The sequence below is a fragment of the Clostridium sp. AM42-4 genome (genome assembly GCF_003480105.1).
In the GTDB taxonomy this organism is placed as follows: Bacteria; Bacillota; Clostridia; order Lachnospirales; family Lachnospiraceae; genus Brotaphodocola.
In genome coordinates, this window is sequence record NZ_QUIK01000002.1 from 248,562 (window position 1) to 273,788 (window position 25,227).

The 25,227-nt window shown below is 46.3% G+C and carries 24 protein-coding genes and 1 tRNA gene; 7 read left to right on the plus strand and 18 right to left on the minus strand.

Annotation, left to right across the window (positions count from 1 at the left end; genetic code table 11):
* Positions 1 to 47 precede the first annotated feature (47 nt).
* Positions 48 to 1,010, minus strand: coding sequence for an SH3 domain-containing protein (locus tag DW922_RS02500; protein ID WP_118725695.1), 963 nt, complete (start codon positions 1,008 to 1,010; stop codon positions 48 to 50).
* Between the two features lie 227 nt (positions 1,011 to 1,237).
* Between DW922_RS02500 and DW922_RS02505 the strand changes: the two genes are divergently transcribed.
* Complete coding sequence (locus DW922_RS02505) at positions 1,238 to 2,233, plus strand: 3'-5' exonuclease (protein WP_118718600.1); 996 nt, start codon at positions 1,238 to 1,240, stop codon at positions 2,231 to 2,233.
* A 48-nt stretch (positions 2,234 to 2,281) separates the two neighbouring features.
* Here DW922_RS02505 and DW922_RS02510 read toward each other — a convergent pair whose 3' ends face one another.
* From DW922_RS02510 to DW922_RS02535, 7 genes are all read right to left on the minus strand, one after another.
* Positions 2,282 to 3,940 (minus strand): D-alanyl-D-alanine carboxypeptidase family protein, encoded by a 1,659-nt coding sequence (locus tag DW922_RS02510; protein ID WP_118725696.1) that lies wholly within the window; start codon positions 3,938 to 3,940, stop codon positions 2,282 to 2,284.
* Between the two features lie 108 nt (positions 3,941 to 4,048).
* Positions 4,049 to 4,753 carry a TIGR01906 family membrane protein gene (locus DW922_RS02515; protein WP_118725697.1) on the minus strand — a complete coding sequence of 235 codons (705 nt, stop codon included), beginning with the start codon at positions 4,751 to 4,753 and terminating at the stop codon, positions 4,049 to 4,051.
* A 108-nt stretch (positions 4,754 to 4,861) separates the two neighbouring features.
* Positions 4,862 to 4,934, minus strand: a tRNA-Lys gene (locus tag DW922_RS02520).
* Positions 4,935 to 5,078: 144 nt separating this feature from the next.
* Positions 5,079 to 5,561 (minus strand): thioredoxin, encoded by a 483-nt coding sequence (trxA, locus tag DW922_RS18365; RefSeq protein ID WP_347560251.1) that lies wholly within the window; start codon positions 5,559 to 5,561, stop codon positions 5,079 to 5,081.
* Positions 5,504 to 5,641 carry a hypothetical protein gene (locus DW922_RS17420; protein WP_154106737.1) on the minus strand — a complete coding sequence of 46 codons (138 nt, stop codon included), beginning with the start codon at positions 5,639 to 5,641 and terminating at the stop codon, positions 5,504 to 5,506. Before DW922_RS17420 ends, trxA begins: the two co-directional genes overlap by 58 nt.
* Before the next feature lie 271 nt (positions 5,642 to 5,912).
* The gene (gene trmB, locus DW922_RS02530; protein ID WP_118725698.1) at positions 5,913 to 6,548 is read right to left on the minus strand and encodes a tRNA (guanosine(46)-N7)-methyltransferase TrmB; all 636 of its coding nucleotides are present in this window, start codon (positions 6,546 to 6,548) and stop codon (positions 5,913 to 5,915) included.
* Between the two features lie 221 nt (positions 6,549 to 6,769).
* Entirely contained in the window at positions 6,770 to 7,603 is an 834-nt protein-coding gene (locus DW922_RS02535; RefSeq protein WP_118725699.1) for a 4Fe-4S binding protein, read from the minus strand.
* 136 nt (positions 7,604 to 7,739) lie between these two features.
* Here DW922_RS02535 and DW922_RS02540 point away from each other — a divergent pair, with 136 nt between their 5' ends.
* From DW922_RS02540 to DW922_RS02560, 5 genes are all read left to right on the plus strand, one after another.
* Positions 7,740 to 8,429 carry a Crp/Fnr family transcriptional regulator gene (locus DW922_RS02540; RefSeq protein ID WP_118718596.1) on the plus strand — a complete coding sequence of 230 codons (690 nt, stop codon included), beginning with the start codon at positions 7,740 to 7,742 and terminating at the stop codon, positions 8,427 to 8,429.
* A 31-nt stretch (positions 8,430 to 8,460) separates the two neighbouring features.
* Positions 8,461 to 9,654, plus strand: a complete 1,194-nt coding sequence (locus tag DW922_RS02545) for an alanyl-tRNA editing protein (RefSeq protein ID WP_243031985.1) — start codon at positions 8,461 to 8,463, stop codon at positions 9,652 to 9,654.
* A gap of 77 nt (positions 9,655 to 9,731) precedes the next feature.
* Positions 9,732 to 10,622 (plus strand): LysR family transcriptional regulator, encoded by an 891-nt coding sequence (locus DW922_RS02550; RefSeq protein WP_118725700.1) that lies wholly within the window; start codon positions 9,732 to 9,734, stop codon positions 10,620 to 10,622.
* 108 nt (positions 10,623 to 10,730) lie between these two features.
* On the plus strand, positions 10,731 to 11,858 hold the full coding sequence (locus DW922_RS02555; RefSeq protein ID WP_118725701.1) for an aldo/keto reductase: 1,128 nt from the start codon (positions 10,731 to 10,733) through the stop codon (positions 11,856 to 11,858).
* Between the two features lie 250 nt (positions 11,859 to 12,108).
* Positions 12,109 to 12,648: a hypothetical protein gene (locus DW922_RS02560; RefSeq protein WP_118725702.1), complete on the plus strand. Its 540-nt coding sequence runs from the start codon at positions 12,109 to 12,111 to the stop codon at positions 12,646 to 12,648.
* A gap of 69 nt (positions 12,649 to 12,717) precedes the next feature.
* Here the strand turns inward: DW922_RS02560 and DW922_RS02565 are convergent, their stop codons facing one another.
* The 4 genes from DW922_RS02565 to DW922_RS02580 all read right to left on the minus strand — a co-directional run bounded on the left by DW922_RS02565 (position 12,718) and on the right by DW922_RS02580 (position 18,331).
* Positions 12,718 to 13,305 (minus strand): cytidylate kinase-like family protein, encoded by a 588-nt coding sequence (locus DW922_RS02565; protein WP_118725703.1) that lies wholly within the window; start codon positions 13,303 to 13,305, stop codon positions 12,718 to 12,720.
* Positions 13,306 to 13,318: 13 nt separating this feature from the next.
* Complete coding sequence (locus tag DW922_RS02570; RefSeq protein ID WP_118725704.1) at positions 13,319 to 14,686, minus strand: MATE family efflux transporter; 1,368 nt, start codon at positions 14,684 to 14,686, stop codon at positions 13,319 to 13,321.
* A gap of 144 nt (positions 14,687 to 14,830) precedes the next feature.
* Positions 14,831 to 16,123, minus strand: a complete 1,293-nt coding sequence (locus DW922_RS02575) for an ABC transporter substrate-binding protein (RefSeq protein WP_118725705.1) — start codon at positions 16,121 to 16,123, stop codon at positions 14,831 to 14,833.
* 15 nt (positions 16,124 to 16,138) lie between these two features.
* Positions 16,139 to 18,331, minus strand: coding sequence for an ATP-binding protein (locus DW922_RS02580; RefSeq protein WP_118725706.1), 2,193 nt, complete (start codon positions 18,329 to 18,331; stop codon positions 16,139 to 16,141).
* A gap of 275 nt (positions 18,332 to 18,606) precedes the next feature.
* On the opposite strand from DW922_RS02580, the gene DW922_RS02585 reads away from it, so the two are divergent.
* Positions 18,607 to 19,257, plus strand: coding sequence for a DUF6198 family protein (locus DW922_RS02585; protein WP_118718584.1), 651 nt, complete (start codon positions 18,607 to 18,609; stop codon positions 19,255 to 19,257).
* A 94-nt stretch (positions 19,258 to 19,351) separates the two neighbouring features.
* Here DW922_RS02585 and DW922_RS02590 read toward each other — a convergent pair whose 3' ends face one another.
* From DW922_RS02590 to DW922_RS02615, 6 genes are all read right to left on the minus strand, one after another.
* A complete protein-coding gene (locus DW922_RS02590; RefSeq protein WP_118725707.1) occupies positions 19,352 to 20,932 on the minus strand; it encodes an AMP-binding protein in 1,581 nt (526 codons plus the stop codon).
* Positions 20,933 to 21,008: 76 nt separating this feature from the next.
* The gene (locus tag DW922_RS02595; protein ID WP_207666284.1) at positions 21,009 to 21,482 is read right to left on the minus strand and encodes a MaoC/PaaZ C-terminal domain-containing protein; all 474 of its coding nucleotides are present in this window, start codon (positions 21,480 to 21,482) and stop codon (positions 21,009 to 21,011) included.
* 13 nt (positions 21,483 to 21,495) lie between these two features.
* Positions 21,496 to 21,972: a MaoC/PaaZ C-terminal domain-containing protein gene (locus DW922_RS02600; RefSeq protein ID WP_118725708.1), complete on the minus strand. Its 477-nt coding sequence runs from the start codon at positions 21,970 to 21,972 to the stop codon at positions 21,496 to 21,498.
* Between the two features lie 31 nt (positions 21,973 to 22,003).
* A complete protein-coding gene (locus tag DW922_RS02605) occupies positions 22,004 to 23,185 on the minus strand; it encodes a CaiB/BaiF CoA-transferase family protein (protein WP_118725709.1) in 1,182 nt (393 codons plus the stop codon).
* A 46-nt stretch (positions 23,186 to 23,231) separates the two neighbouring features.
* On the minus strand, positions 23,232 to 23,702 hold the full coding sequence (locus DW922_RS02610) for a 3-aminobutyryl-CoA ammonia lyase (RefSeq protein WP_195714989.1): 471 nt from the start codon (positions 23,700 to 23,702) through the stop codon (positions 23,232 to 23,234).
* Between the two features lie 45 nt (positions 23,703 to 23,747).
* Entirely contained in the window at positions 23,748 to 25,094 is a 1,347-nt protein-coding gene (locus DW922_RS02615; protein ID WP_118725710.1) for an APC family permease, read from the minus strand.
* Positions 25,095 to 25,227 lie beyond the last annotated feature (133 nt).

Genomic DNA, 25,227 nt, shown 5'->3' on the forward strand with positions numbered 1-25,227 from the left:
GTTGCCGAGAGGCAACTCACACGACCCTATTAAAGTAAAATATATGGTTACTCTTCCTGCAGATACCGGCTTGCCACATACGCCTCCTGCCCGTTGTAGAGGATCACGGCCCAGTCAGCATTGTGGGCGCGCACATATTCCACGGTCACGCCCGCATTCAGCTGACCGATCCGCTCCGAAGAAGTACTTGGCTCCGGACGAACATTCAAAACATCCGTAGTACGGTAAACCGGTCCTGTGCTTTCGGTCTCTTTTGGCGCAGCTTCCGTTGTTTCCATGGTTTCCACAGCAGTCGGACCTTCGGTTTCCTTTGTCTGGCTTTGCGGCTTCACAAACTTCACGACCAGAAGCAAAAGGACAATACAGAGCACCGGTACCAGAAGCTTCAGCAGATTATAAAGCGAAAAGGAAGCATTCCGGCCTCCTGAACGTCTTCGGCTCCGGGAAGATGCAGCGCTGCTGCTTCGTGTTCCTGCATAAGTTCTGCCTGCGGCAGCTGCGTTTCCTTTGCCGTTTCGTGCTGTTCCAGAAGAATTCCCCGTATTTGCACGGCCAGTCCCCGCCGTACCCTTTCGTGCAGTGCCAGTATAAGACTGACTGGAAGATTTCTGCGCCACTGCCGGTCTTGTGAGCGGTTTTGCGCCTTTTCTTGCCTTGCGGTATTCATCTGCGAACGTGTACATTTCCTGCGAAAGCATGTGGTACGCCTGGTTCGCGCTGTAGGCATTTGCATCGCCCTCATGAGCCGCTTTGTTGCCGATCATCCGGATCTTGTGATAGTTCTCACATGTGGTCTTGGAGATCCAGCGGTTTTCATAAAGCGCATCGATCATGTTTTTTAAATCGCTCTCGTCCAGGATGCCTGCCTGATCTGCCAGATTTTTTACCATAAATTCCAGAGTCTGACGTGCTTTCATCATAGAAGCATTGTACTCTCTCTGAACAATCAGCCGTTCTGTATCGTTCACGCCCTGCTGGATCTTCTCCCAGCTGCTGTTTCCACCTGCCATAAAGAATCCCTCCTTTGTACACCGTTATTTTTCGTTCCTGTGCACGCATACGTGCCCGGCACCATAACATAATATTTACTACAATTATACTATATCCGGCAAAATTGCGCACGCAAAAAAGCATTGTTTTTCGTATTGTAAGGAAACTGTAAGTTCCTGCAAGACGCAAACAGCAGCAAATTCCCGCCCTAGGCAAACTGCAACGGGTATGCTATAATAATTCCATTATGAAGAACTACATTGTATTTGACTTAGAATGGAATCAGAGCGCAAATGGAAAAGAAAAATCCATTCCGCATTTCCCCTTTGAAATTATCGAAATCGGGGCTGTAAAACTGAATGAAGCATTTCAGATGACTGACGAATTCCACCGGCTCATCCGCCCGCAGGTCTACACACAGATGCATCACGCAATCTCCGAAGTGACCCATATGAATATGAAGGAATTGCAAAAAGATGGCAATCTGTTTCCGGATGCCGCTGCGGAGTTTCTTTCCTGGTGTGGGGAGGATGCCGTATTCTGTACCTGGGGAAACATGGATCTGTTAGAACTGCAGCGGAATATGGATTTTTACCACATGGAAAATCCTTTTCCGAAACCACTTTTTTATTATGACGTACAAAAGCTTTACGGGCTTTTCTGCCGCGACAATGCAAGAATTTCCCTGGACTCTGCCGTAGAAGAACAACAGCTTATGGAAGCGCGTCCCTTTCACCGGGCCTTAGACGACGCTTACTACACGGGGAAACTGCTCACCATGCTTGGAAACACGCCAGGACCAGAGACAATTCTGCCATTTTTGTCCGTCGATTATTACCGCCTTCCTTCTAATAGGAAAGAAGAAATCCGCATAACCTTTCCCGGCTACTCCAAATATGTTTCCCGGGTCTTTGACACCAAAGAAGATGCCATGGCAAGCAAGAACGTCACCGAGATGATGTGCTACCGCTGCGGCCGTATGCTGCGCAAAAAAGTCCGCTGGTTTACACCAAACCAGAAAACCTATTTTGCCCTGGCGCTCTGTCCGGAACATGGATTCCTCAAAGGCAAGATCCGCATGAAAAAAGTAGAGGACGAATCGGTATTCGTAGTAAAAACCTTAAAGCTGACGGACGAAGAAGGCGCACAGGCGATCCTGCAGCGAAAAGAAGATGTCCGCAAAAAACGTGCAGAACGAAACCGTGCAAAACGAAAACAAAAACGCACAAAAAAACTTCCGTGATCTATTCTCAGATTACGGAAGTTTTTTATTGCAGACCATGAAACCGGTTTAATAATACTTCTTCGGATCGTCCAGAAATGATTTATGTTTTTTCGGTCTGTGTTTTTCTTTCGTCTGCTTTAACGCGGAATCGGAACGTTTCTGCTGAAGCATCATGTCAAATTCCGAGGTCGTCATGCCAATATCCTGCAGACGCTGCTTGCGGCGCTCATAGCGCGCGGAGCGCTCTTCCTCTTCCCGTTTCTCGATCCGGTATTTTGCCGTGAGGAGTCCGGAACCAATGATCGCAGCCACCGCAGCTGCTCCAACAATGATCCAGAATGCCGGAGGAATATTCAGATGGAACCCTGTCTTGCGCTTTCCAAAAGGACTTTGCTTTTCTTCGGCTTCGGAAGATGCCAGCGGATCCGTTTCGGCAAGTGCAAGCGGATCCTGATCAAAAGAAGTCTCTGCCTCCAATCCGCTTTCCGTCTGTGCACTCTGACGGCTTCCTGCTCCCACAGATGCATTGCTTTCCTCTGCCAATCCGGTTTCTGTTTCCGCATTCGTTTCTGCCTGAACGCTTGCAACGGCCTGTTCTGTTTCCTCCGCGGTCTCCTTGTGCAGCAGATAACTTGCCCCAATCTGACGGTCATTATACTGATAGGAAATGCGGGCCACCGCTGCAGACGGGGCAGACTCCGGCAGATCATAACTGATCGAAGACTGGGCTTCCGAAATATCTGCCGTTTTCGGCAGTGTCACATAGCATTCTTTCTGCATATGCAGCACAGACAAGTCTGCCGCCGGAAGTCCGGCAATGGTCATGTCATTTGAGATTGAGGAATACGTGCTGTCCGCATCCGCAATGTTCACTGACTGAAAATTAGCAAATCCAAACTCCAACAGGGCTTTGGTATCACTGTAATGCGTCTGATGACCATTTAAGATCACCGTGATCAGCTTCATTCCGTTTTTTTCCGCGCACGTTACCAATGTATTTCCGGCCAGCGTGGTATAACCGGTTTTGCCGCCGATCACGCCTGCATAATACTGCGGCGCATTTTTCTTTAACATACGATGTCCCGGATACACCCGGAATCCGTCCGGATTGTGTCTGGTAGGCGGCAGATCGTAATAAAGACTGGAATCAATGGTGACAAACGTCTCATTCTGAAAAGCGGCCTGCGCGATCAGCGCCATGTCATAAGCCGAGGTATAGTGCTGCGGGTCGTTCAGTCCGCTCGGATTGTTAAAATGACTCTCCTGACATCCCAGTTCCTTTGCCTTGGCATTCATCAAAACTGCAAAATTTTTGATAGAACCGGCAGTATGCTCTGCCAGTGCGTTGGCAACCTCATTCGCCGATTTCAGCAGCATGGCATACAGACAATCCCGCACCGTCATCTTGTCGCCTACGTCCATTCCCGCACTGCTGCTTCCCTGCTCCACACTGTAGATCGCATCATGGGAAAAGGTCACTACATCATCCAGGTTGCAGTGCTCAATGACGATCAGGGCAGTCAGGATCTTGGTGATGCTGGCCGGATAATACACTGCATGTAAGTTTTTTCCATAAAGAACGGCTCCGGAACGGGCATCCATAAGAATGGCGCCTTCCGCTTCCACCGAAACATTCGACGGCCAGTCTGGAGCCGCCAGTGCCGGTGAAGCAGAGATGCCGGTGAGCAAAGTCAGGCATAGTAATAGAGTCAGTATTCGTTTCATTCTGTTTTATCTCCCAAAAAGCCGGGCAAGGATGTGTTTTCCTTGTCCGGCGATATTCTTATAATCTTGGGGCATGCGATCGAAAACCAATTCACAGGCAAACCTGCATCAGATTTTCGTTTTTTTACCCCTTCTATCATTATAATAAAGGATAATGAGACAAATTGCAAATACTGCAAGAACAGATACTCCATAAGTTACGGCAATGCGCGCGGCCGTGTCCATAAAGAATGGCTCCGGAACAATATTGATCAGAAGATCCGTATCCGGATTCAGCAGCCATAAGTCATTATTGAAAAAGATATGATGGAAGATGATAAAATATTTATTGAAATCTGTGGATATGATTGCAGCAAGGATCGCCAGCACTGCAAAAAACAAGGCTGATCCTGCGCAGATCATTTTCGGCAGCACCCGGCGCACATCTGCTTTCAGTGCAAACAGCAGGACCACACAGACTACGATCAACCCAATACTGATCCGGCGAAGAGCAAGTCCACCCAAAAACAAGCCTCTCACATCCTCCATATGGGCAATTTCCCGGTCGTTGAAAAATTCACGGGGCTGCCCGTCCACCACAGTCGGGACATGAAGATCTTCCCGGTTTCCACGCAGATATGCCATCATCTGGTCCGTAACATCCAAAAGATCATTCATTTCCATATGAACATCCTGCAAAACACCATATTTCGCATATTCTTCTTCGTAATAACCCGGAGTCCAGTAAGTAACCGCTTCAATCGAAGTAATCAGTAAGATGATCATCAGCGCAAAGCCACATAAAATACCAAGCAGATTGTGCAGGATTTTCATTGGAATGTATCCCCTTTCTGAATTTCAGTTCTAATGCTGCCGCAAAATCTATATAGCAAAAAACACCGACCCCACAGCTCTCTGTCTGCAAAATCAGTGCCTTTATAATGCGCCTTCAGGGACTCGAACCCTGGACAAATAGATTAAGAGTCTACTGCTCTACCAACTGAGCTAAAGGCGCTTATTTAATTTTTTCTGTCCCGCTTGTTTGTTGCTGTCTCAGCGGCACGTTCATTATTCTATCCTAAGTCCCACCAAAAGTCAACACTTTTTTTAAATTTTTTTCAATTTTTTTTCCGGTCGACTTTTGATGGGGCAAAAAGCCTTATTTTATCAGCATTTCCAGCTCTGCCTTACTCTGGACGCCAACGCGTTTTTCCACGGCTTCTCCATTTTTAAACAGAATCAGAGTAGGAATCGAGAATACTTTGTAGGTACGGGCAAGCTCCGGAGCGAAGTCCACATTCAGCTTTCCGACGATCACATCGTCCTGCTCGTTTGCCAGTTCCTCAACTGCCGGTGCCATCATCTTACACGGACCACACCAGTCTGCATAAAAATCTACCAGAACCGGCTTTTCTGATTTTAATACCTCAGCTTCAAAATTCTCAGATGTAAATTTTCTTTCCATATAGTATAGTTCCTCCTTTTCTTCCGCTATATGTTTCCCTGTGTATCTGTCTCGGATGCTATCTGACTCCTGCCATCTGTACTGCTGCAATATCCAGATTTTCGTCTGCATATCGCATGTCAGCATTTCTTGCAGCGGTTCAGCTCCTTTTCCACCTCTTTGAAACACTTGCGCCATTTTAAAATGCGGCGGTTTAAGGCTTCCTTATCGCAGGTAGCACTGCGCAGACAGCGGACCAGTTTTTTCTTGATTGACATATGCATCACCGGTTTCTATGCTGCCGTTCGCGGCAGGCGCACTTAGCAGCGGGATTTTCCACTCAGGAAATTCCTGCCCATGAACAGCAGCATTTCTTTACCGATAGTATATGCAGATCTGACTTATTCACTCACATATCCGGTCCTGACAGTATCTCATTTTTATCGCAGATGCCTGCATCCTGCAGATTCTGCTTTGGTCCGCCCGCTTTTGATTCCGCCGCACACGGCATTTCCTGACCTCCAATATGCCAGCAACGGTCAGCATCGCCTAGCGGCTTGCAATCAGCTTGCAGATGGGATTCCCCATTGCAGAAAACTTGGTCTCATACTCGGTCATGACATTGCCCTCAGCCATATCGCTGTGATGAAGGTCTCGGGTAAATGCCTTGATTTTCCATCCTGCCTCCGGAATTGCCTCCAGAGAATAGGTGAACAGATCCTGGTTATCCGTCTTGAATTCCACACAGCCGTCCTTTGCAAGAACCTGGTCATACACCTTCATGAAATCCGGTGAAGTCAGACGGCGCTTTGCGTGACGGTCCTTTGGCCACGGATCCGAGAAGTTTAAGTAAATCTTTTCGACTTCCCCGGGCGCAAAAATCTCGCCCAGCTCTTTTGCGTCCATACACATGAAATATATATTGGGAATCTCCAGCTCTTCCCGCTTCTGAAGCGCCCGCAGCAACACGCTGGAATAACGCTCGATGCCGATGAAATTCGTCTCCGGGTGTTTCTGCGCCAGTTCCATGATGAACTTGCCTTTTCCCATTCCAACCTCGATCTCGATCGGATTTGCATTGCCAAACAACTCATTAAAATGGCCACGATGCTCTTTCGGCTCCTGAATGACGAAAGGACTGCTCGTAATGGCTTCCTCTGCGCCCCGGATGTGGCGTAATCTCATAATTTTTTCCTCCGTTTATCTGTTACTGGTGATACTTTTCTGAAAACAGTCATAACGTTTTCTCTCGCCTATAACTTATAACTGTTCCGTATCTGCTCTCATTCTATCATTGCACCAGACAGTTTGCAAGGAAAAGCCGCCACAGTTAACTCCGGGAAACGAGCCAAAAAATTTCATTAAAATGAGACGTTTCTCACAGTGTCAGCCATAAAGCGACCTGCTTAGAATGCCTGGTCCAAAATCTTTCCGTCGATAGAAATCGTAACAACCTGCCACGGAATGAACTTTCCGCTGTTCTGCAGCGCCGTCATAGCTGCATGCTGCAGACCGCCGCAGCAAGGAACCTCCATGCGGACAATGGTGACACTCTGGATATCGTTGTTGCGGATGATCTCGGTCAGTTTTTCACTGTAATCCACATCATCCAGCTTCGGACAGCCGATCAGAGCCACCTTGCCTTTTAAGAACTCCTGGTGAAAATTTGCATACGCATAAGCTGTACAGTCAGCTGCAATGAGCAGGCGTGCATGATTAAAGTAAGGTGCACGCACCGGTGCCAGCTTGATCTGTACCGGCCAGTTTGTCAGCTGGGACTGCATGGAAAATGGTGCTGCTGCCTCATTCTGCGCTGCCTCTGCTGCTTCCTCCGCGTGGTCGATCTGCTGCGAACGGCTTCCCGGACAACCGGTGAATGCCGGGGTTTCCTCATGAACGATCTGACGTGCGCGGCTTCCCGGACAACCGGTAGATGCAGATGCTTCCTGAACAGCGCTGCTGTGTGTGTCTGATGCCTGAGTGGCAGCCTGCTCCTGCTTGCGGCGTTCCATATGCGCTTTCACGGCAGCTTCATCGTAGGCAGCCGCCTCCCGCTCTACAAAAGTGATCGCTCCGGTCGGGCAGGTCGGCAGACAGTCGCCAAGTCCATCGCAGTAATCATCGCGCAAAAGCTGTGCCTTTCCATCTACAATCCCGATTGCTCCCTCGTGGCAGGCATTGGCACAGATACCGCAGCCGTTGCATTTCTCCTGGTCAATATGAATCACTCTTCGAACCATGTTCTCTTCCTCCTAATAAAAAATCGATATGTGAATATTCTTTTTGTTGTTTTCTTGCTTGTACAGGCAGATTATACTATAATGAGTCTCATAAAGATGTTGTTAGAACAACATTTTCGAGAAGAAAGGAAATGCCATGGATAATCAGTTCCTCGCTCAGACCGTCCTGTTTCGTGGCAGCACCCCAGAACAGGTAAACGAAATGATGAAATGTTTTTACGCAAGGGAAAAACATTTCCAGAAGGGCGAAATCATTTTATATATGGGAGATCTGGTGAAGGACCTCGGAATCGTCCTCTCCGGCAGCGTGACCATCGAACGGGATGACCTTTTGGGGAACCGGAGTATCTTCGGTCATGCCGGACCGGGACAGATCTTTGCGGAAACCTACGCCTGTGTTCCCGGCGAACCGCTCATGGTCAATGTCGTCGCGGACCAGGACTCCGACATTCTGTTTCTGGACATCGGGCGGGTACTGACCACCTGTCAGACCACCTGCAGCCACCACAGCCAGCTAATCCGGAATCTGCTCATGGCATCCGCAAGAAAAAATCTCGGATTGTCCGAACGCATCATGCATACATCTCCAAAATCGATCCGAGGACGCCTGATCTCCTATTTTTCCGCCCAGGCAGCCAGGGAAGGAAGCCGGAATTTTTCCATTCCCTTCAACCGCCAGCAGCTTGCAGATTACCTGGAGGTCGACCGCAGCGCCCTGTCGGCAGAGCTTAGTAAAATGAAAAAAGAAGGACTGCTGGATTTCTGGAAAAACCAGTTTGCATTAAAAACAGATACAGACGAACCATCCCCAAACCAAAAGAAATGACAAAAACATTTTCTAAGATGAGAAAGATACCATGACAGCAAAGAAAGGACCGGTAACACCGACTATGGAAACAACCAAATTATATTATAAAGACAGCCACCAGGACAGCTGCCTCGCAACCGTAATGTCCTGCGAATGGAACGAAAAAAAGAACTGCTACGAGGTCATTCTTGACCAGACCGTATTTTTCCCGGAAGGCGGCGGCCAGTATGCCGACACCGGAATCCTTGGAAATGCAAAGGTATTGGATGTCCAGGAAAAGAATGAGCAGATCATCCACTATACCGACAAACCGCTGGAGCCAGAAACCGAAGTTGACGGACATATCAATTACCCGGAGCGCTTTTCCAAAATGCAACAGCACACCGGAGAGCACATCGTCTCCGGTATCGTGCACCGCACATTCGGATATGACAACGTAGGTTTCCATCTCGGACAGGAACTGGTCACCATGGACTTTAACGGGACATTCACCGAAGAAGAATTACAGAACGTCGAGCTAGAGGCAAACGAAGCCGTTGTAAAAAATCTTCCGATTCTGGTCACCTACCCGTCCAGAGAAGAGCTGGAGCAGCTGGAGTACCGCAGCAAAAAAGAGCTGACCGGTCAGGTACGTATTGTTGAAATTCCTGGCTACGATGTCTGCGCCTGCTGCGCACCACATGTAAAGCTGACCGGTGAAGTCGGAATCATCCGCCTGATCGACGCAATCAAATACAAAGGCGGCACCCGTGTGACCATGGTATGCGGCTTCCGCGCCTTAAAAGATTACCGCATGAAAGAAAGTAACATCCGCGAAATCTCCCGCATGCTGTCCGCAAAGCCCGAAGAAAGCGCCCAGGCCGTAAAACGGCTTCAGGACGAAGCAAAATCCTGGAAAGAAAAACTGATCCAGGCGCAGAGCCGTGCCATGGAGCAGATTCTGGAAAATCTCCCAGAGCATGTGGAAAACTATCTCGTTTTTGAAAAAGATGTGGACAAAAACGTGGCTCGCCGGTTTGTAGACGAGGGAAAAAGCAAATGCCAGGGCATCTGCAGCATCTTTTGGGGAAATGACGAAGACGGTTACCGCTATATTCTCGGAAGCGAATCCGTAGACTTGAAGGCCTTCTCTAAGACCTTCCATGAAACACTTGGAGGAAAAGGCGGCGGCAAGGGAGAGATGGTGCAGGGAACCGTCAACGCATCAGAAGAGACTATACGGAATTATATAGAAAACAAGTAACAAATCTGCAGCAGTACCAACATCCGCACCAGCGCAAGCACGAAAACGGCTAATCTGCCATCTGCAAAGGAGAATCCATGAACAGTCTGGAAATACAATACTTCCTCACCATCGTAAAACACGGCAGCTTCACGGAAGCCGCCCAGGTTCTTTCGGTGAGTCAGCCCGCGATCAGCAAACAGATCCGGCAGCTAGAAGAAGAACTTGGCTGCAGCCTTTTTACCCGCTCCGGCCGCACACTTTCCCTGACCCCGGCTGGCCAGGCTTATCACGACTACTTTCAGCAGTGTCGTTTTCAGCTTGATCTGTTAAAAAATAAGCTGAACGCGCAGAAAAAAGACGGAATCAGCATCATTCGGATTGCTTATCCGGATGATGTCGATCCGTCTCATTTTCGTACCCGCTTTCTCGATGCCGCTGCCTCTATGCCCAAGCCAGTACATCTGGAGTTTGCCTGTTATCCAGAAGCGGAACTGCCAGAAATACTGGAGCAGGGACGCTGCGATCTGATCCTGACTGCAGCACCACTGGTCCCGAGCCGTTTTTCTGCTTCCGGGAAACTTTATGGCTCCGAAAATCCGCTATCCATACAGCCGTTTGCCGAGATTCCCCAAGTGCTCCTTTATGCCGCGTCCTGCTCCAATACAACAGATATTTCCTGTTTTCATGACTCGTTCTTTCTATTACCAGAACAGGTTGCATCTGCCTGGAAAAGCCAGAATCTCTACCGGCTTTTTAAGGAACTTGGTTTTGCACCAAAAATCCGGTCAGCAGCAAACTTATCCACAATTTTAGACCTCGTTGCACAAAACGAGGGGGTATATCTCACCCATGCATGGTGTCGTGCCTGCAAAAGTTTGGATTACCAGGTGCTGCCGCTGCCAGCTTCCCAAATCTTTTATCTAGGCTGCCACAAAACCAACAGGAGTCCGGAAACAGCTGAATTATTTATCCAGCTTGCAACTTGAAAAGGTGATATTGAAGACAGATTATCAAAAAATCCTTGACGTAAAGTCAACTTCGGGTTGTAAAATATAATTGATTATCATTAACAGCGCCCTAAGGAGGATGAGAACATGAGTGATCTGGGTCATGATATTAAGAAACTCGGCTTTGGCCTGATGCGCCTGCCGAAATTAGACGAAAAGACGATTGACGTAGAACAGACAAAACAGATGGTAGACATGTTTATGGATGCCGGATTTACCTATTTCGATACTGCATGGGCTTATGCAGGCTCAGAGGATGCCATTCGCCAGGCACTGGTAGAGCGCTATCCGCGTGAGAGCTTCCAGCTCGCTACCAAGAATGCCGCATGGATCAACTGCAAGACAAAAGAGGAGGCTCACGCACAGTTCGAAACCTCTTTAAAGCAGACCGGAGCAGGCTATTTTGATTTTTACCTGCTCCACAACCTCGGAGAAAGCCGCACAGAGTTCTTCGACCGTTTTGATCTGTGGAACTGGCTGCAGGAAAAGAAACAGGAAGGACTTATCAAGCATCTTGGCTTTTCTTTCCATTCTACCCCGGAAGAACTGGAGGCAATCTTAACTGCACATCCGGAAATGGAATTCGTACAGCTGCAGATCAACTATGCTGACTGGGAGAACCCGGCCATCCAGTCCAGAGCCTGCTATGAAGTAGCAAGAAAGCATGGCAAGCCAGTCATCATCATGGAGCCGGTCAAGGGCGGCATGCTGGCTACCCCGCCGGAATCCGTTGCCAAGATCTTAAAAGATGCAGAACCGGATTCCTCGGTTGCATCCTGGGCAATCCGCTTTGCTGCAAGCCTGGACGGAGTCATCACCGTACTGTCCGGCATGAGCAATGTCGCACAGATGCAGGATAACTTATCCTACATGAAAGACTTTACCGGTCTTACCGATGCACAGAAAGAAACTCTTAAGAAAGCACAAGAGGAATTAAACCGCATCCCGTTGATCCCGTGTACCACCTGCAATTACTGCGCAAAGGTATGCCAGATGGAAATCGGTATCTCCGGTTCCTTTACCGCCATGAACTACTTAACTCTCTACGGCGATAAGGCAAGTGCCCTGCACCAGGAGAACTGGCTGGTAGACAGTCACGGCCGCAAACGCGCTGACCAGTGCATCAAATGCGGAAAATGTGAAGCAGTCTGCCCGCAGCACATTGCGATTCGCGAGCATCTTGATGAGGTTACTGCGAAACTGCTGGCCGAATAAACATATCACACAGTAAGTATCAAAGGGGCGAAAGTTCCTGCAGCCACCATGCATGGCGGCTGCAGGAGCTTTCGCCCCTCGTTCATTGTTAGCCAATATTGTTTATAATATGATTGCGAAACAAATGTTCGCATGATATACTAAAAAAGGAAAGCACTCATGACAGGAGTGGGTGTTTTCTTTTATAGTTATTATAAATACCTCTATATGAAAAATCAAGAAAAAATCCAAGAATGGAGATGACTAACATATGCCAAACACGACAACTCAAAATCCTGCAACCGGAAGCCAACTGGAATTAACCAGCCTGACTACCGAATATGAAAACCAGTTTGACCGCAGCAACAAACTGGACAATAAAGTCTATATCACCATTACATTCTGCGGATTCTTTTTTGTATTTATTATTGGCTTGTTTAATGGACTTTCCCAACTGGAAAAGCCTCAGGATGGACTGCAGCTTTTTGTCTCTGTATTATATATTTTAACCTGCATTGGCGTGATGGGTGCATATGCTTTTGTCCTGGTATTTTTCATGCGTCTGTTGCAGCCCGAGCAGATTACCCGAATGGACCCGGATATCATGCGGAAAGAACATTTCGAAGAAATGGAAGAAGAGGCGGCAAGGCTTCGCCTGATCGCATTGTACCGGGAAACCGTGAATGGAAATCTGGTGAAACTTCACCGCCGCTGTGATGAGTTTGTGAAAGGATTAAAATTTATTGTACCAACTGTATTGCTGGCTTTTGCATGCTACGCGCTTCAGATTATTCTGCAGATTGTGTGGTAAACAGCTAATATTATCATCGTTAAAACAGGACCGTAAAAGCCCCCTTTACGGTCCTGTTCTTTGCACTTGTCACTTTGCACACTCTATGATCATGCTTTCGCAGTGCTCATATCCAAGCTCTGAACTGTTCAATGCCAGCATATAATTGCTTGCCATTCCCCATTTCTGCTCGGTATAAAAGTTGTAATTTGTCCGGCGCCGCTTATCGATATCTTCCATCATCTTCACAGCTTCCGCCTCTGTCACATGGTACAGACGGCTGATCCGCTCTGTTTTCTCCGGCATATTTCCGTGAATAAAAACATTCAGAACATCGTTCCGGTCCTTTAATATGAAGTCTGCATTCCGGCCGATGATGACGCAGGATTCTTTCTCGGCAATATCTAAAATCACCTTCCTCTGTGCCTCATAAACAATATCCCCCATGGATTTCCCGGTTGCGTCACGCCCGGTAAATGCATACGCAAACAGGCCTTTTCTTGGGGATAATTCGCTGCTTTCCTGAACATATTCCGGGGATAATCCGGCATGATCCGCAATCTTGCCGATAATATCCTTATCATAGTATGCGATTCCCAGTTTCTTCGCCACTTCTTCGCCGATAAAACGACCGCCGCTGCCAAATTCCCTGCTGATCGTAATGATTCGTTTTGCCATAGTATTTCCTCCTTTATGCTAATTTACCAACCTTCGTTTTCCGTATCCGCTGTAAAAATACATATCCCACCACGCAGGACACAAGCTCTGTGATCGGGAATGCCCACCAGATCAAAGAGACTCCTGCCTGGCCGTTCCGCACAAATACAGAGAAGATTCCCGCAAGCGGCAGAATGATGATGAGCTGTCTTAAAAGGGAAATCACCAGAGACTCTATACCGCCGTCCAGTGCCTGGTAAATGCCCTGATACGCCACATTCATTCCCGCGAAAATGAAACTGATGGAAATGATCCGCATCGCACCGATAAAGGATTCTCTGGACTGTCCGGCGTTAAATAACGTTGCAAATGCGCCTGGGAAAAATTCAGTGATCGCTACACCAAAGATCATCAGCACAAGGGTATACAAAAGACCATACTTGATGCCATCGCTGATTCTCTTTTTGCTGCGCATTCCGTAACCAAATGCAATGATCGGCGTAATGGCATCGCGAAGTCCGAATGCCAGGAACAATACAAACTGCTGAACCTTATAAAACAGACCATATGCCGTCTGCGCGGACGGACTGAATTTTAAGATCAGGTTCATAGCATATACCATAATGGACATCAGCGCCTGCGCAATGATCGCCGGAAGTCCGATGGAATAAATCTCTGCGATGATCCGCATATCCGGCTTCATATACTTTATATCATGCTCAAACTCATGATCCAGTCTGAGATAGAAGATGAGCAGCAGTACCGCAGAAACCACCTGGCCAATGACTGTTGCATAAGCAGCACCTCTTACCCCCATTTCCGGTACTGGTCCAAGACCGTAGATCATGATCGGATCCAGAATGATATTGACAACTGCACCAACGACCTGACCGATGGTAGAATAAAGAGAGCGTCCGGTTGCCTGAAGCAGTTTTTCAAACAGTGAAAAGAAGATGATTCCGAATAAGACTACACAGCAGATCCGCAGATAGCTGATTCCCATGGAAAGGACCTCCGGGTCTACTGTCTGGGAAGAGATATAGGCACCCACACCAAACAATCCAAACAAAAGACAGACTGCATAAATGATCACGCCAAGAAACAGACTGTTGCCTGCGACCTTTGCTGCCTTTTTGCTGTTTCCCTGTCCCAGTGTCCTTGCAAGAAGCGCATTGGTTCCAACGCCTGTTCCGATTCCGATCGCAACCATAAGCATCTGCACCGGGAATACCAGTGTCAGGGCATTCAATGCCGATTCGCTTCCTGTTTTCATATTGCCGACAAACGCACTGTCCACGATGTTGTAGACAGCCTGCAGTGCCATGGATAAGATTATGGGGATTCCCATCTGGATCATGAGCTTATTCACTGGCATTTCTTTCATTTTGTTACCTTCTGACATTTCGTCAAATCCTCCTGTTCCTTTCTTTTTCCATAAATAAAAAGAACGAGCAGCAAAAAACTGGATTTACGCAGTTATTGCTACTCGTTCGCCACCTATTATATTGCCTGTTTTTCAAAAAGTCAAAGGGCTTTTTCCGTATTTTTACTCCTGCCCCATATCCCGGTCACACACATCCAGAAATTCGGTTACCGCATCCTTTGCAGAAACATACTCCCCTGCCGCATATCCTGTCATACAGGAATACCACGCCTCGACGATATCCGGCGTGACCTCGCCCAGGTTTACACTGCCATCCTTAATGGACTCTGCATCCAGGACCTGTTTATAATTCTCAGTGATGCTGCTGTTCTTTGCCACAGACGGAACTCCTTTGATGTTTGCCATCTTGTTGATTTCCTCCTCCGTGGAAAGGAAACGAATGAACTCCATTGCATAATCCAAATGGCTGCCGTCCTTATTCACCGCAAATCCACACCACGGTTCACGGTAAACGTATGCCCCGTCCTCCCCGGTCGGCGGGTAAATAAACGTGTAAGAAAATGGTTCTTTCTGGAATGCTTCGGATTTGGATTCCCGTTTTTTCATTCCGCCGACCTTTTCGGTATTGCATACCCAGAACGGCACATCTCCTTCCAGGAAACGGAGGATTGCCTGGTCATAGTTATCCTTCGGGTAACTGTCATTGACCGCAGGATCTGTATAACCGCCCGCAAGAATTTCATCCACAAGCTCCACGGCTGGCATAACAGCCGCTTCGGCTGCTGCCCGGTCTCCCTCCTGCAATGCCTTATTCAGTGGCTGCCCGTCACAGAGACCAGAAAAGATCTGATTTGCCACCAGCTCCGCATACACCTTTGCAGTTGGTCCCTGAACAGGATTGTATCCTTTTTTCTTTAACGCAGAAAGCACATCCAGAAATTCCTCTCTATTTTGTGGAAGTGCCAGACCTTCTTTTTCCAGAAGGGATGTATTCACGATCATCCCGTAAATATTTTGTCCCATGGGAACTGTAAGCTGTTTGCCGTCAATACAGGATGCAGAAAGCATCTGCGGGTCTATTGCACTGAAATCAACATCTGCCTCCGACAGATTCACGCAATATTTTGCAAGTGCACTATCCTTTGGAGTTAATAATTCACTGGAAGTCATAATAACATCAACGTTGGGATTTGCCTGCAAATATGCCACCTCATTACTCCCGCCTACCTGCTGGTAGGTATACGTGATATTCGGATAAAAGTGGTTAAAATCGCTCATGACCTGATCCAACGCCTCAAAATTCCCAAAATAACCGATCATATCCAGCTGGATCTTTGCATCCTTATCCATTCTCGGTGTAAATCCCGTTTCCGGTTCTTTCTTTGCCGAACATCCAGACAACAGCAATGATGCTGCCAGTGCCGCAGTCACCATACCGTGTGTAAAACTTTTCATATCGTAACGCTCCCATTAAAACATTTTATTTTTTATCTTTTTCAGATAATTCAAAAGCACGATGGTATCGATCGGCTTTGCCATATGGCCATTCATTCCACTGGAGATGCAGGCCTGTACATCCTCCGCAAAGGCATCTGCCGTCATGGCGATCACCGGAATATTCCGAAGGGCTGCCTCGTCTAAGTTCCGGATCCGCTGGCTGGCCTCCAGACCATTCATTTCCGGCATCTGCACGTCCATCAGAACTGCATCATACGTTCCTGCAGGATTTGCCAAAAGCTGCTCGATACAGAGCCTTCCGTTTTCCACCCGCTCACAGGTAACCCCGAATTCTTCCAAAAGTATCTCAATCACTTCCCAGTTTAACTCGTTGTCCTCTGCAACCAGCAGATGAAGACCTCTTACATCATCATCTTCCAGATGTCCCTCCTGCTTTGTCACAGGCTGCTGATCTACAATTGGCAGATTCAGTCGAACCGTAAAGGTCGTTCCCTTCTCAACCTCACTCTCGCAGGTGATCGTACCGCCCATCAGATCAACCATCTGACGCACAATCGCCAGTCCCAGACCAGATCCCAAAGTCCGGTTTACCTGGGTATTGATCTCACGCGAAAAAGACTGATACATCCGGTCCTGATATTCCGGTGTCATGCCGATTCCCGTATCGGATACACAAAAGACCAGGCAAGTCAGCTTCTTATCCGCCTCTGCCGGCTCTTCCCCAAAACGCATGGTAATGCTACCGCCATCCGGGGTATATTTCACAGCATTTGACAGAAGGTTCATATATATCTGATTAAGCCGGATTGGATCGGCCAGAACAACCGGATGCGGCAGCGCATCTTTCTGAATGGTAAAATGCAGATTTTTCTCCCGGATCTGCAGTGCCAGCATATCGTCCAGCTCTTTAAAAAATTTTTCCACCAAGACCTCCGAAGGAGTCAGCACAAACTGACCGCTCTCAATTTTGGAAATATCAAGGACATCGTTGATCAGGGTCAGAAGCCGTTTTCCAGATGTCATCGCTTTATCCAGACACTGCGTCACATACTCCGGATCCTGCACATGGCTTTTTGCGATCGACATCATGCCAAGTACGGCGTTCATCGGCGTGCGGATATCGTGTGACATGGAGGAAAGGAACTGGGTCTTTGCCTCACTGGCCTCCTGCGCCAGCTTTGCAGTCCTGCGAAGTCTGCGGTTTACCTGACGCAGATAAAGTCCGTCCAGAAGCACCAGGGCCGCCAGCGTTCCACAGATCAGGACTACGATCAGCCAGGTGCCGTTCTCCGGCTGCAACTCATCCAGCCGGATCACACCAAGGATATCCAGATTGGAATTGCCACCAAAGGACGAATAATACCACAGACAGTCCTCATTCCTGAAATTTTTATAGCAGAGTACACCATGATCGGTGCTTTCCAGTTCTTTTTGGAAACTGTCCACTTTGTTGTAATCATCCTGGAAATTATAGCCCCGAATGTATTCCGGAAACGAAATTGATTTCATGGATGGAGACTGGATCACATAACCGCCTTTTGTTGTCATGATCCCGACCTCGGCAGACTGGTATTCTGCCGGAAATACCCAGGTCTTTTGCAGTACATTTGTCGGAATGGCCCGCAGCAGCAGAAAATCTTTCGTCCCATCTTCCGTCTGCAGCGTGATCCGTGCCCCGACACTGACTGCCGGTGAAACCGTTTCATCCAGCTGATACCGCCCGACCACCGTAAACTTCGGCGCTGTGCCATTGTACATCTCCCACATGGCATCCAGCATGAGCTGCTCCCAGTCCTTTAACTCGCCCTGGAATCTGTGATAAGTATCGATCTCATCATGACCAGCCGGATAGCTTGTCGACCAGGCATCAAAATTTTCCATATCTACAATATGAACATACCGCCCCGGATTGGTGTTGATAGACCGCAAAAAGTCCAATGCCTCTTCCCGCGTCATCTGCCGGTCGTTGATGTAGAATGCCCAGTTTTCCACATAGCCCCGCTCACTGTCCAGATAATTCTGGGAAACGGATTTCATGGATTCTACCGTGGAAATAAAATCCGCCTGTTTTACTTCGATCTGCGAAGTGCGGACATGATACGCATAGATCAGGGAGACAACGACTGCAACGAGCATGAGCACGATATTTCCAGCCCATAAGGCTGCTTTATACAGTTTTTCTGTATGCTTGGTATACAATGCCATGCTCCTTCCCCCTTAGCCGTATTTTTGGTTGTGCATATGCGTCTGGCAGAATCTGCTGCCAAATCTATCTTCATTGCTGTTCACTCATGCACAACCCAAATTCTCCCCCCAAAAACGCAGAATTCCCTAATATAAATAGTAACACCACCACGCAAAAAAGTAAATGCGTTCATTGTTTCAAGTATAAAATCGTGGTATCCTTAATAATAACGTAACAGCAATAAACAAAATTTATCAAAAACCTGCAAAAAAATTTACAAAGGAGGACTTTTTCCATGCCACCACTTGCCAAACGCTATTTTTTCTTTATTCTGGGGCTGATCATCAACTCTTTTGGCGTTGCCTTCATCACCAAAAGCGCCCTGGGCACCTCCCAGATTTCCAGTATTCCTTATGTTTTAAGCCTAAAATTCACCATGCTGACCTTCGGGCAGACCACGTTCCTGTTTAATATGATCTTCATTGTCATGCAGATCGCGATCCTGAAAAAGGATTTTCACCCGATTCAGTTTCTGCAGGTTCTGGCCAACATTCTGTTCAGCTTCTTTATTGATATCAGCATGCTCGTGCTGGCATGGCTGAACCCGCAGACACTGCCACTGCGCATCTTAAGCCTACTGATTGGCTGCGCGATCCTTGCCATCGGGATCAGCGTAGAAGTTGCTCCTGATGTCATCAAGGTTCCGGGTGAGGGCATTGTCCATGCAATCTCCCGCGTATCCGGCATCGAATTCGGTAAGGTCAAGATCCGGTTTGATGTTACGTTGATCATCATTGCGATCGTACTGTCATTCCTTTTCTTCCAGCGCTTAAACGGCGTCGGACTTGGCACCATTGTATCTGCCATCCTTATCGGGCCAATGATCTCCTTTGTGAACCGGCATCTGCCGGGGATTGAAAAGATCCGTGGGCTGGCTGGGCAATAAATGAAAAGAGATTTTGCACTGACAACTCATTTCAGATGTATGGCAACAAAAAAATGGCAGGAAATATCCCCACTGCATATTTCCTGCCTAATATTTACTTTTTTCCCATGCAAATCCGTTCCTGCACAAGCTTTTTTAACTGTTTTATATCAATTTTCCCGCTTACATTCATAGGAAGTTCTGTAAATTGCAAAACATGTGCCGGGACTTTATAATCTGCCAGTCTGGATCTTACAAATGCCTGAAGCGCTTCTTTTGATATGGGATATCCTTGCTTTGGTACAATGCAAGCTACGATTTCTTCCTGCAATACTTCTGCTGGAATTCCTATTACCTTAACTCCATCTACACCATCAAATAATCTGATTACCTCTTCAATTTCTTGTGGTGCGATATTTTCCCCAGCCCGAATAATCATTTCCTTCAAACGTCCTGTTATACGAAGTCTCCCGCATTTATCCAAATATCCGATATCTCCCGTCTTTAACCATCCATCTTCTGTAAACACTTTCTTGTTTTCTTCCGGCTTCTTATAATATCCCTGCATAACATTATATCCTCGAACCTGGATTTCTCCACATACGCCTGATTGACCGTTTTCTTCGTAGTCCAGTGAATTAATTCGAATCTGTATATGCTCTAAAACCTCCCCCTCCGATGTTGCCTTATTTTCTATACTGTCCTCCCAGTTCGCTATCGAGATACATGGTGCGCTTTCCGTCTGACCATATGCCGGCTGCAGATGCATTGAAGAAAAGCGTGAACAGATTTCTTTATACTCCAATGATGTTACAGCAGAACCTGCAATAATTCCTGATTTCAAATCTTTTCCTGTTCTGCTTTTGTGTTCCTGCTTGCGGATCAGTGCCAAAAACATGCTCGGCACTCCATTTAACACACTGCAATGACTGTTTTCTATAGCCTCCCACACGTGAAGCGTATGAAAATACGGAATAATATGCATACACATACCGCTGACCAGACAAGCAACAATTCCAGCAGTAATTCCAAAGCAATGAAACAATGGTACCGTAATACACATTTTATCTGTTGCATTCCAGTGCATAGCCATGGCCATGGCCCTCGCATTATTCACAATACTATAGTGACTTAGCATGACACCTTTCGGCATACTGGTTGTTCCAGACGTAAAGATAATGCATGCTGTGTCCCCCGGATTCACCAATTCCCTCATTGCTGAAAACGAACTGCAGCTCCCTAATTCATGGTTTTCTATCCACACTCTGTCATTCATTTTATTCATTGAAATAAAATATCTAATTCTTGGTAATTTTTTATGCAAATCTGCAATCATGTCTGCATAGACACAATCCTTGTAGCCAGTCCCATAATATAAGATCTCCACATCTGAATAGTCCAGAACTTTCCGAATCTCTTCCACTTTGTAACAGGTATTCAAAAGTACCGGAATGGCCCCTCTCTTCATTAAAGCCAAAAAAACAAACACCCAGGCCGCACTGTTTTCGCTCCAGATTCCTACATGCGTTCCCCTTTTTATATCCAAACTTTCCATCTCAAACGCAAGTGTCTCAGCAATCTGATTTAACTGTGCATAGGTGCAGCTCCAGGCGTTCTCTTCTATTGCCATATGATTTTCTTTATTTCTTGCCTCTTCCTCCAAATACTGCCCAATCGTTTTTTCTATCAATTCCATATGATATTCTCCATATAAAATGAACTCCGCTGCCTGATGAAAGATTCTCAGACAGCGAAGCTCAAAAATTGATTTTTTACAAACTTGCTTTTTCAGAAGAAATCAGAAAAACAAGACATTCCTCTGCTACCTGTTCATCGCTCTGGTTATAAACATATACACGGAACGTAACCACGCCTCTACCAGGCGTTTTACTTGGACGTTTTTCCTCTACGACTAACTTGCAGTAAATAGTATCCTCAAATCTTACCGGCTCCTGATAACTGATTTTCATATCAAGCAGCGCTGTTGCCGTACCTTCAAACATTCTCGTCTGTGCCAGCAAACCTGTACTAACAATAAATGTTACATTTCCATATGCAATTCTTGAACCATAAATCGTACTCTTTCCGTAAACATCATTGGTATGGGTAGCGCTCCAATCACCAGATAAACCTGCAAAATTTACAATGTCTGCTTCTGTAATCGTTCGTGCTCCAGTGGTAAATTCGTCTCCTACATTCCATTCATCATAGGTTTTCCCAGGAAATACATAATCTTTCATCGCCATAAGTATCTTCTCCTTATTCCATATGTTCACGGTCAGTCGCCATCAAAATAACCCAGGTTCCATCCATAACCATTTCTTCCTTCTGATTAAAGACAGAAATACGGTATGTTATAATTCCACGTCCTGGTTTTCTTGATAAACGCTTTGCAGTCGGAGTCATCGTGAGATAAATCGTATCTCCCACGTATACCGGTTTCAAGAAGCTCATCTGCTGATCCAGCAGTCCAATATAGCTTCCATCCACCCAGAGCGTCTGGCAATCCAGCCCATTCGCAATAATAAATGTAAGTCCTCCGGGAACAATTGGGTTTTTATATGTAGTTTTTGAAGCATACATTTCATTTGTGTACATCGGATTATAATCTCCGGATAAAGCACAATAACCCGTTACATCTGACTCTCGAATTGTTCTTGCCGGCGTAATATATGCCTTGTCCAATTCCCACTCGTCATAAAGCATTCCTTTGAAATCATAATGTAACACGCCCATAATTGTTCACCTCTTCTTTTTTATTTTTGCGTTAAAGAATAACCCCATCCTGGCGCATATGCTGCAGCTGTTCATCTGTATAACCGACAGATTTTAACACTTCATCCGTATGCTGTCCCTGAGTCGGCGGCATCATGCGTATGGTCCCCGGTGTCTTACTCATCTTTACCGGAATTCCCTTATCCTTATATTTTGTTCCACGATACTCCAAATCTACTACCATCTCACGGTGTAAAACCTGCGGGTCTTTCATAACCTCACTGCATTTTAAAATTGGAGAGTAAAGCTGTCCATATTCACCAAAAATCTGTTCAATTTCTGCTCTGGTATACTGAGATGCCCACTCCTGAATAATGTCATGAATTTCTTCTACATGATCCCAGCGTTTATCCGGACTGTCATACTTTTCTTCCAAAGCAAGTTCCGGATGACCAATTGCTTTTGTAAACATGGTCCAGTCTGACGCAGTAGAATTACCAAGCTGACAATAGCCATCCTTAGCTTCAAATGTATCATATGGATAATCAGAAAGATCACGATTTCCAATACGCTCTGGTTCAATACCAAGTGCTGTTACCTGGGCAAAACCATGCTGAATTAATCCGATCAGGGAATCTACCATGGCAACATCAATATACTGTCCTTCCCCCGTACGCTCATGATGAAATAACGCATACATGATTCCCTGCACTAAAAACATACCCGCAATGCTGTCTCCAAACGCAACTCCAGATCCAGTTGGAAGTCCATTCGGCCATCCGGTTAAATACATCAGTCCGCTCTGTGCCTCTGCCAGATTTGAATATGCACCTTTTTTGGCATACGGACCAGTCTGACCATATCCAGAAAGCGACGCCATAATGATATCCGGCTTAATCTGCTTCATAACCTCGTAATCAATTCCAAGTTTTTTGGTTACTCCGGGACGGAAGTTTTCTACTACTACATCTGCCGTTTTCACCAGCTCAAATAATGCCTTTTTCCCCTCTTCTGTTTTCAAATTCAGGGTGATGCTTCGCTTATTTCTGTTTGCATACATATAACCCAGACTTTCTCCGTTTACGAACGGATTCCAGGTACGCGCACCATCCCCTTTTCCAGTGTTTTCTATCTTAATAACATCTGCTCCGAAATCCGCCAGCTGCATGGTTGCGATCGGTGCAGAATATGCGGTGCTCAGATCAATTACTCGAATTCCTTCTAATACATTCATATGCTGTCTCCTTTGCTTTTCCTATTCCGTTTTTCAGCCTCGATTTTTATTTCTGACGTTTCTTCTCCCACCACTTTGTTTCACCAGCCGGTTCAAACGGAATATCCTCCAGCTTTTCTACCTGAAGTCCACGGTTTACATCTTTCGGTGTGACACCGGTAGCAGATGCACGCATAACCAGAATCGGCGGGTCAATAATACGGGCAGCATTGGTCTTTCCTCCGTCCACCAATTCTCCTACCTTGTATACTGCTCCCTCAAGATCTGCGGAGGTATTACCATAGCGGCTAAACCAGGTTCTCACTTCGATGTAGTCTCCCATATATACTGGTACAAACTGCTCAATATGGTGCCACGCCGCTAACAGACCTTCATCACCGCTCCATGCAATCTGCAATTCTGTGCCAGCATCGCTGATCAAACCGATCAGTCTGGCACCGTCCACCAGATTTCCACCGTAATGTGCATCGTGTGTTCCCATTCTCATTCGAATTGTTCCAATCTTATTGTTTGCCATAAAATTTCTCCTTCCTGATTTTGTAATTGCTTACATTTTTCATTGTTATAAACGCTTTTTTATTTCTTCATCCAGATCTGTGCCACTTGCTTTTAATTGTTTTTTTCTGAGCTGATAAAGCAATGCGCCTACTGGTAAAAGTACAATAGAGACACCTGTCATAAACGGATCTTCCCGAACCTGCAAAAACATAAATGCAAATCCGGAAATGATTGCAAGATATGGCCACAAATAATACCAGATTCCTCTCAGCTTATATTCGCTTTTCTCATAACGCTCAGGAAACGCTTTTTTTATCTTAAGAGATGCAAAAGCTACCAGAAAAGCTACAAACAGCAAATAAAAACTGCTGATGTTTACATACTGCATTACTGTTACCGAAAACAGAATCATTAAAATTCCCATAACGGATAAACATGTATATGCTACATACGGAGCTCTGTTCTTATTGGTTTTTGCAATAACCCTAGGCAGAACCGAGGTTTCTCCGAGCATAAACAAAAGACGGGCCATAGCTGCCATTACCGAATTTAAGGTTGTCCAGCATGCTGCAATAGAAGCCAGAGCAATAAAATAAGAAAACCATTTTGGGAAAATCTGCTCTGCTGCCACAATAGCCGGCATGGAAACATTCAATTCTTTGGACGGAAGCAACGCTACCAGACCTACGCACATTCCAATGTACATTACAATCACGATTGCAAAACTAATAAATACCGTACGTGGAATGTTCTTACCTGGATTTTTAATCTCACCAGATAATTCAATAATGCAGTTTACTCCGGCAAATGCATAATAAGTGGATATTGCACCTAACACAACCGGCATAACACCAGTTGGGAACATTGGCTCAAAATGTGTCCAATCGGCGTGGGTAATACCGCCTCCGGAAAAGATAATCACAACTGCAATGAGCAAAACTACACATGCATTTTGAATCTTAGTAGATACATTCGTTCCCAGCAGGTTGATTCCAGCAGTAAATAAAATAATCACAACTGCGACCAATGTCATATGATTTCCAACCACCGGAAAAAAAATAGAGAGATAAGTAGCTGCCGTTCGTGACATGATTGGGAATAAAAAACTGTTGCTAAGTAAAAAGCCCCAAACATATAAGAATCCCCAGGTTCCACTTACCGTACCAGTACACAACATGTAATTCGCTCCGGATACCGGAAGAACCGCACCAACCTGAGCAAAAATAAAACAGTTAAAAAACATTAGCACTGCGCCAATTCCGTAAGACAGCCATGCCGCTGGTCCCACAGAAACAGCAAGTTCGCCCGGCACTACGAAAACGGATGCTCCCACAATACATCCAGTCATCATACAGATTGCTGCAAATAAGCTAATACTGCGCTTCGACTCGCAGGTGTTTGCATTACTCATAAGTATTCATCCCCTTTTTTAGATTAAAGAATTTTGCGCGCTTATCTTTAATTTATTAAAAAGCAATTTCTATGCCAAGTTGCCAATCTGTTAATAAAAAAGCAATATACAGCCAACTAGAACGCTTTTTTCT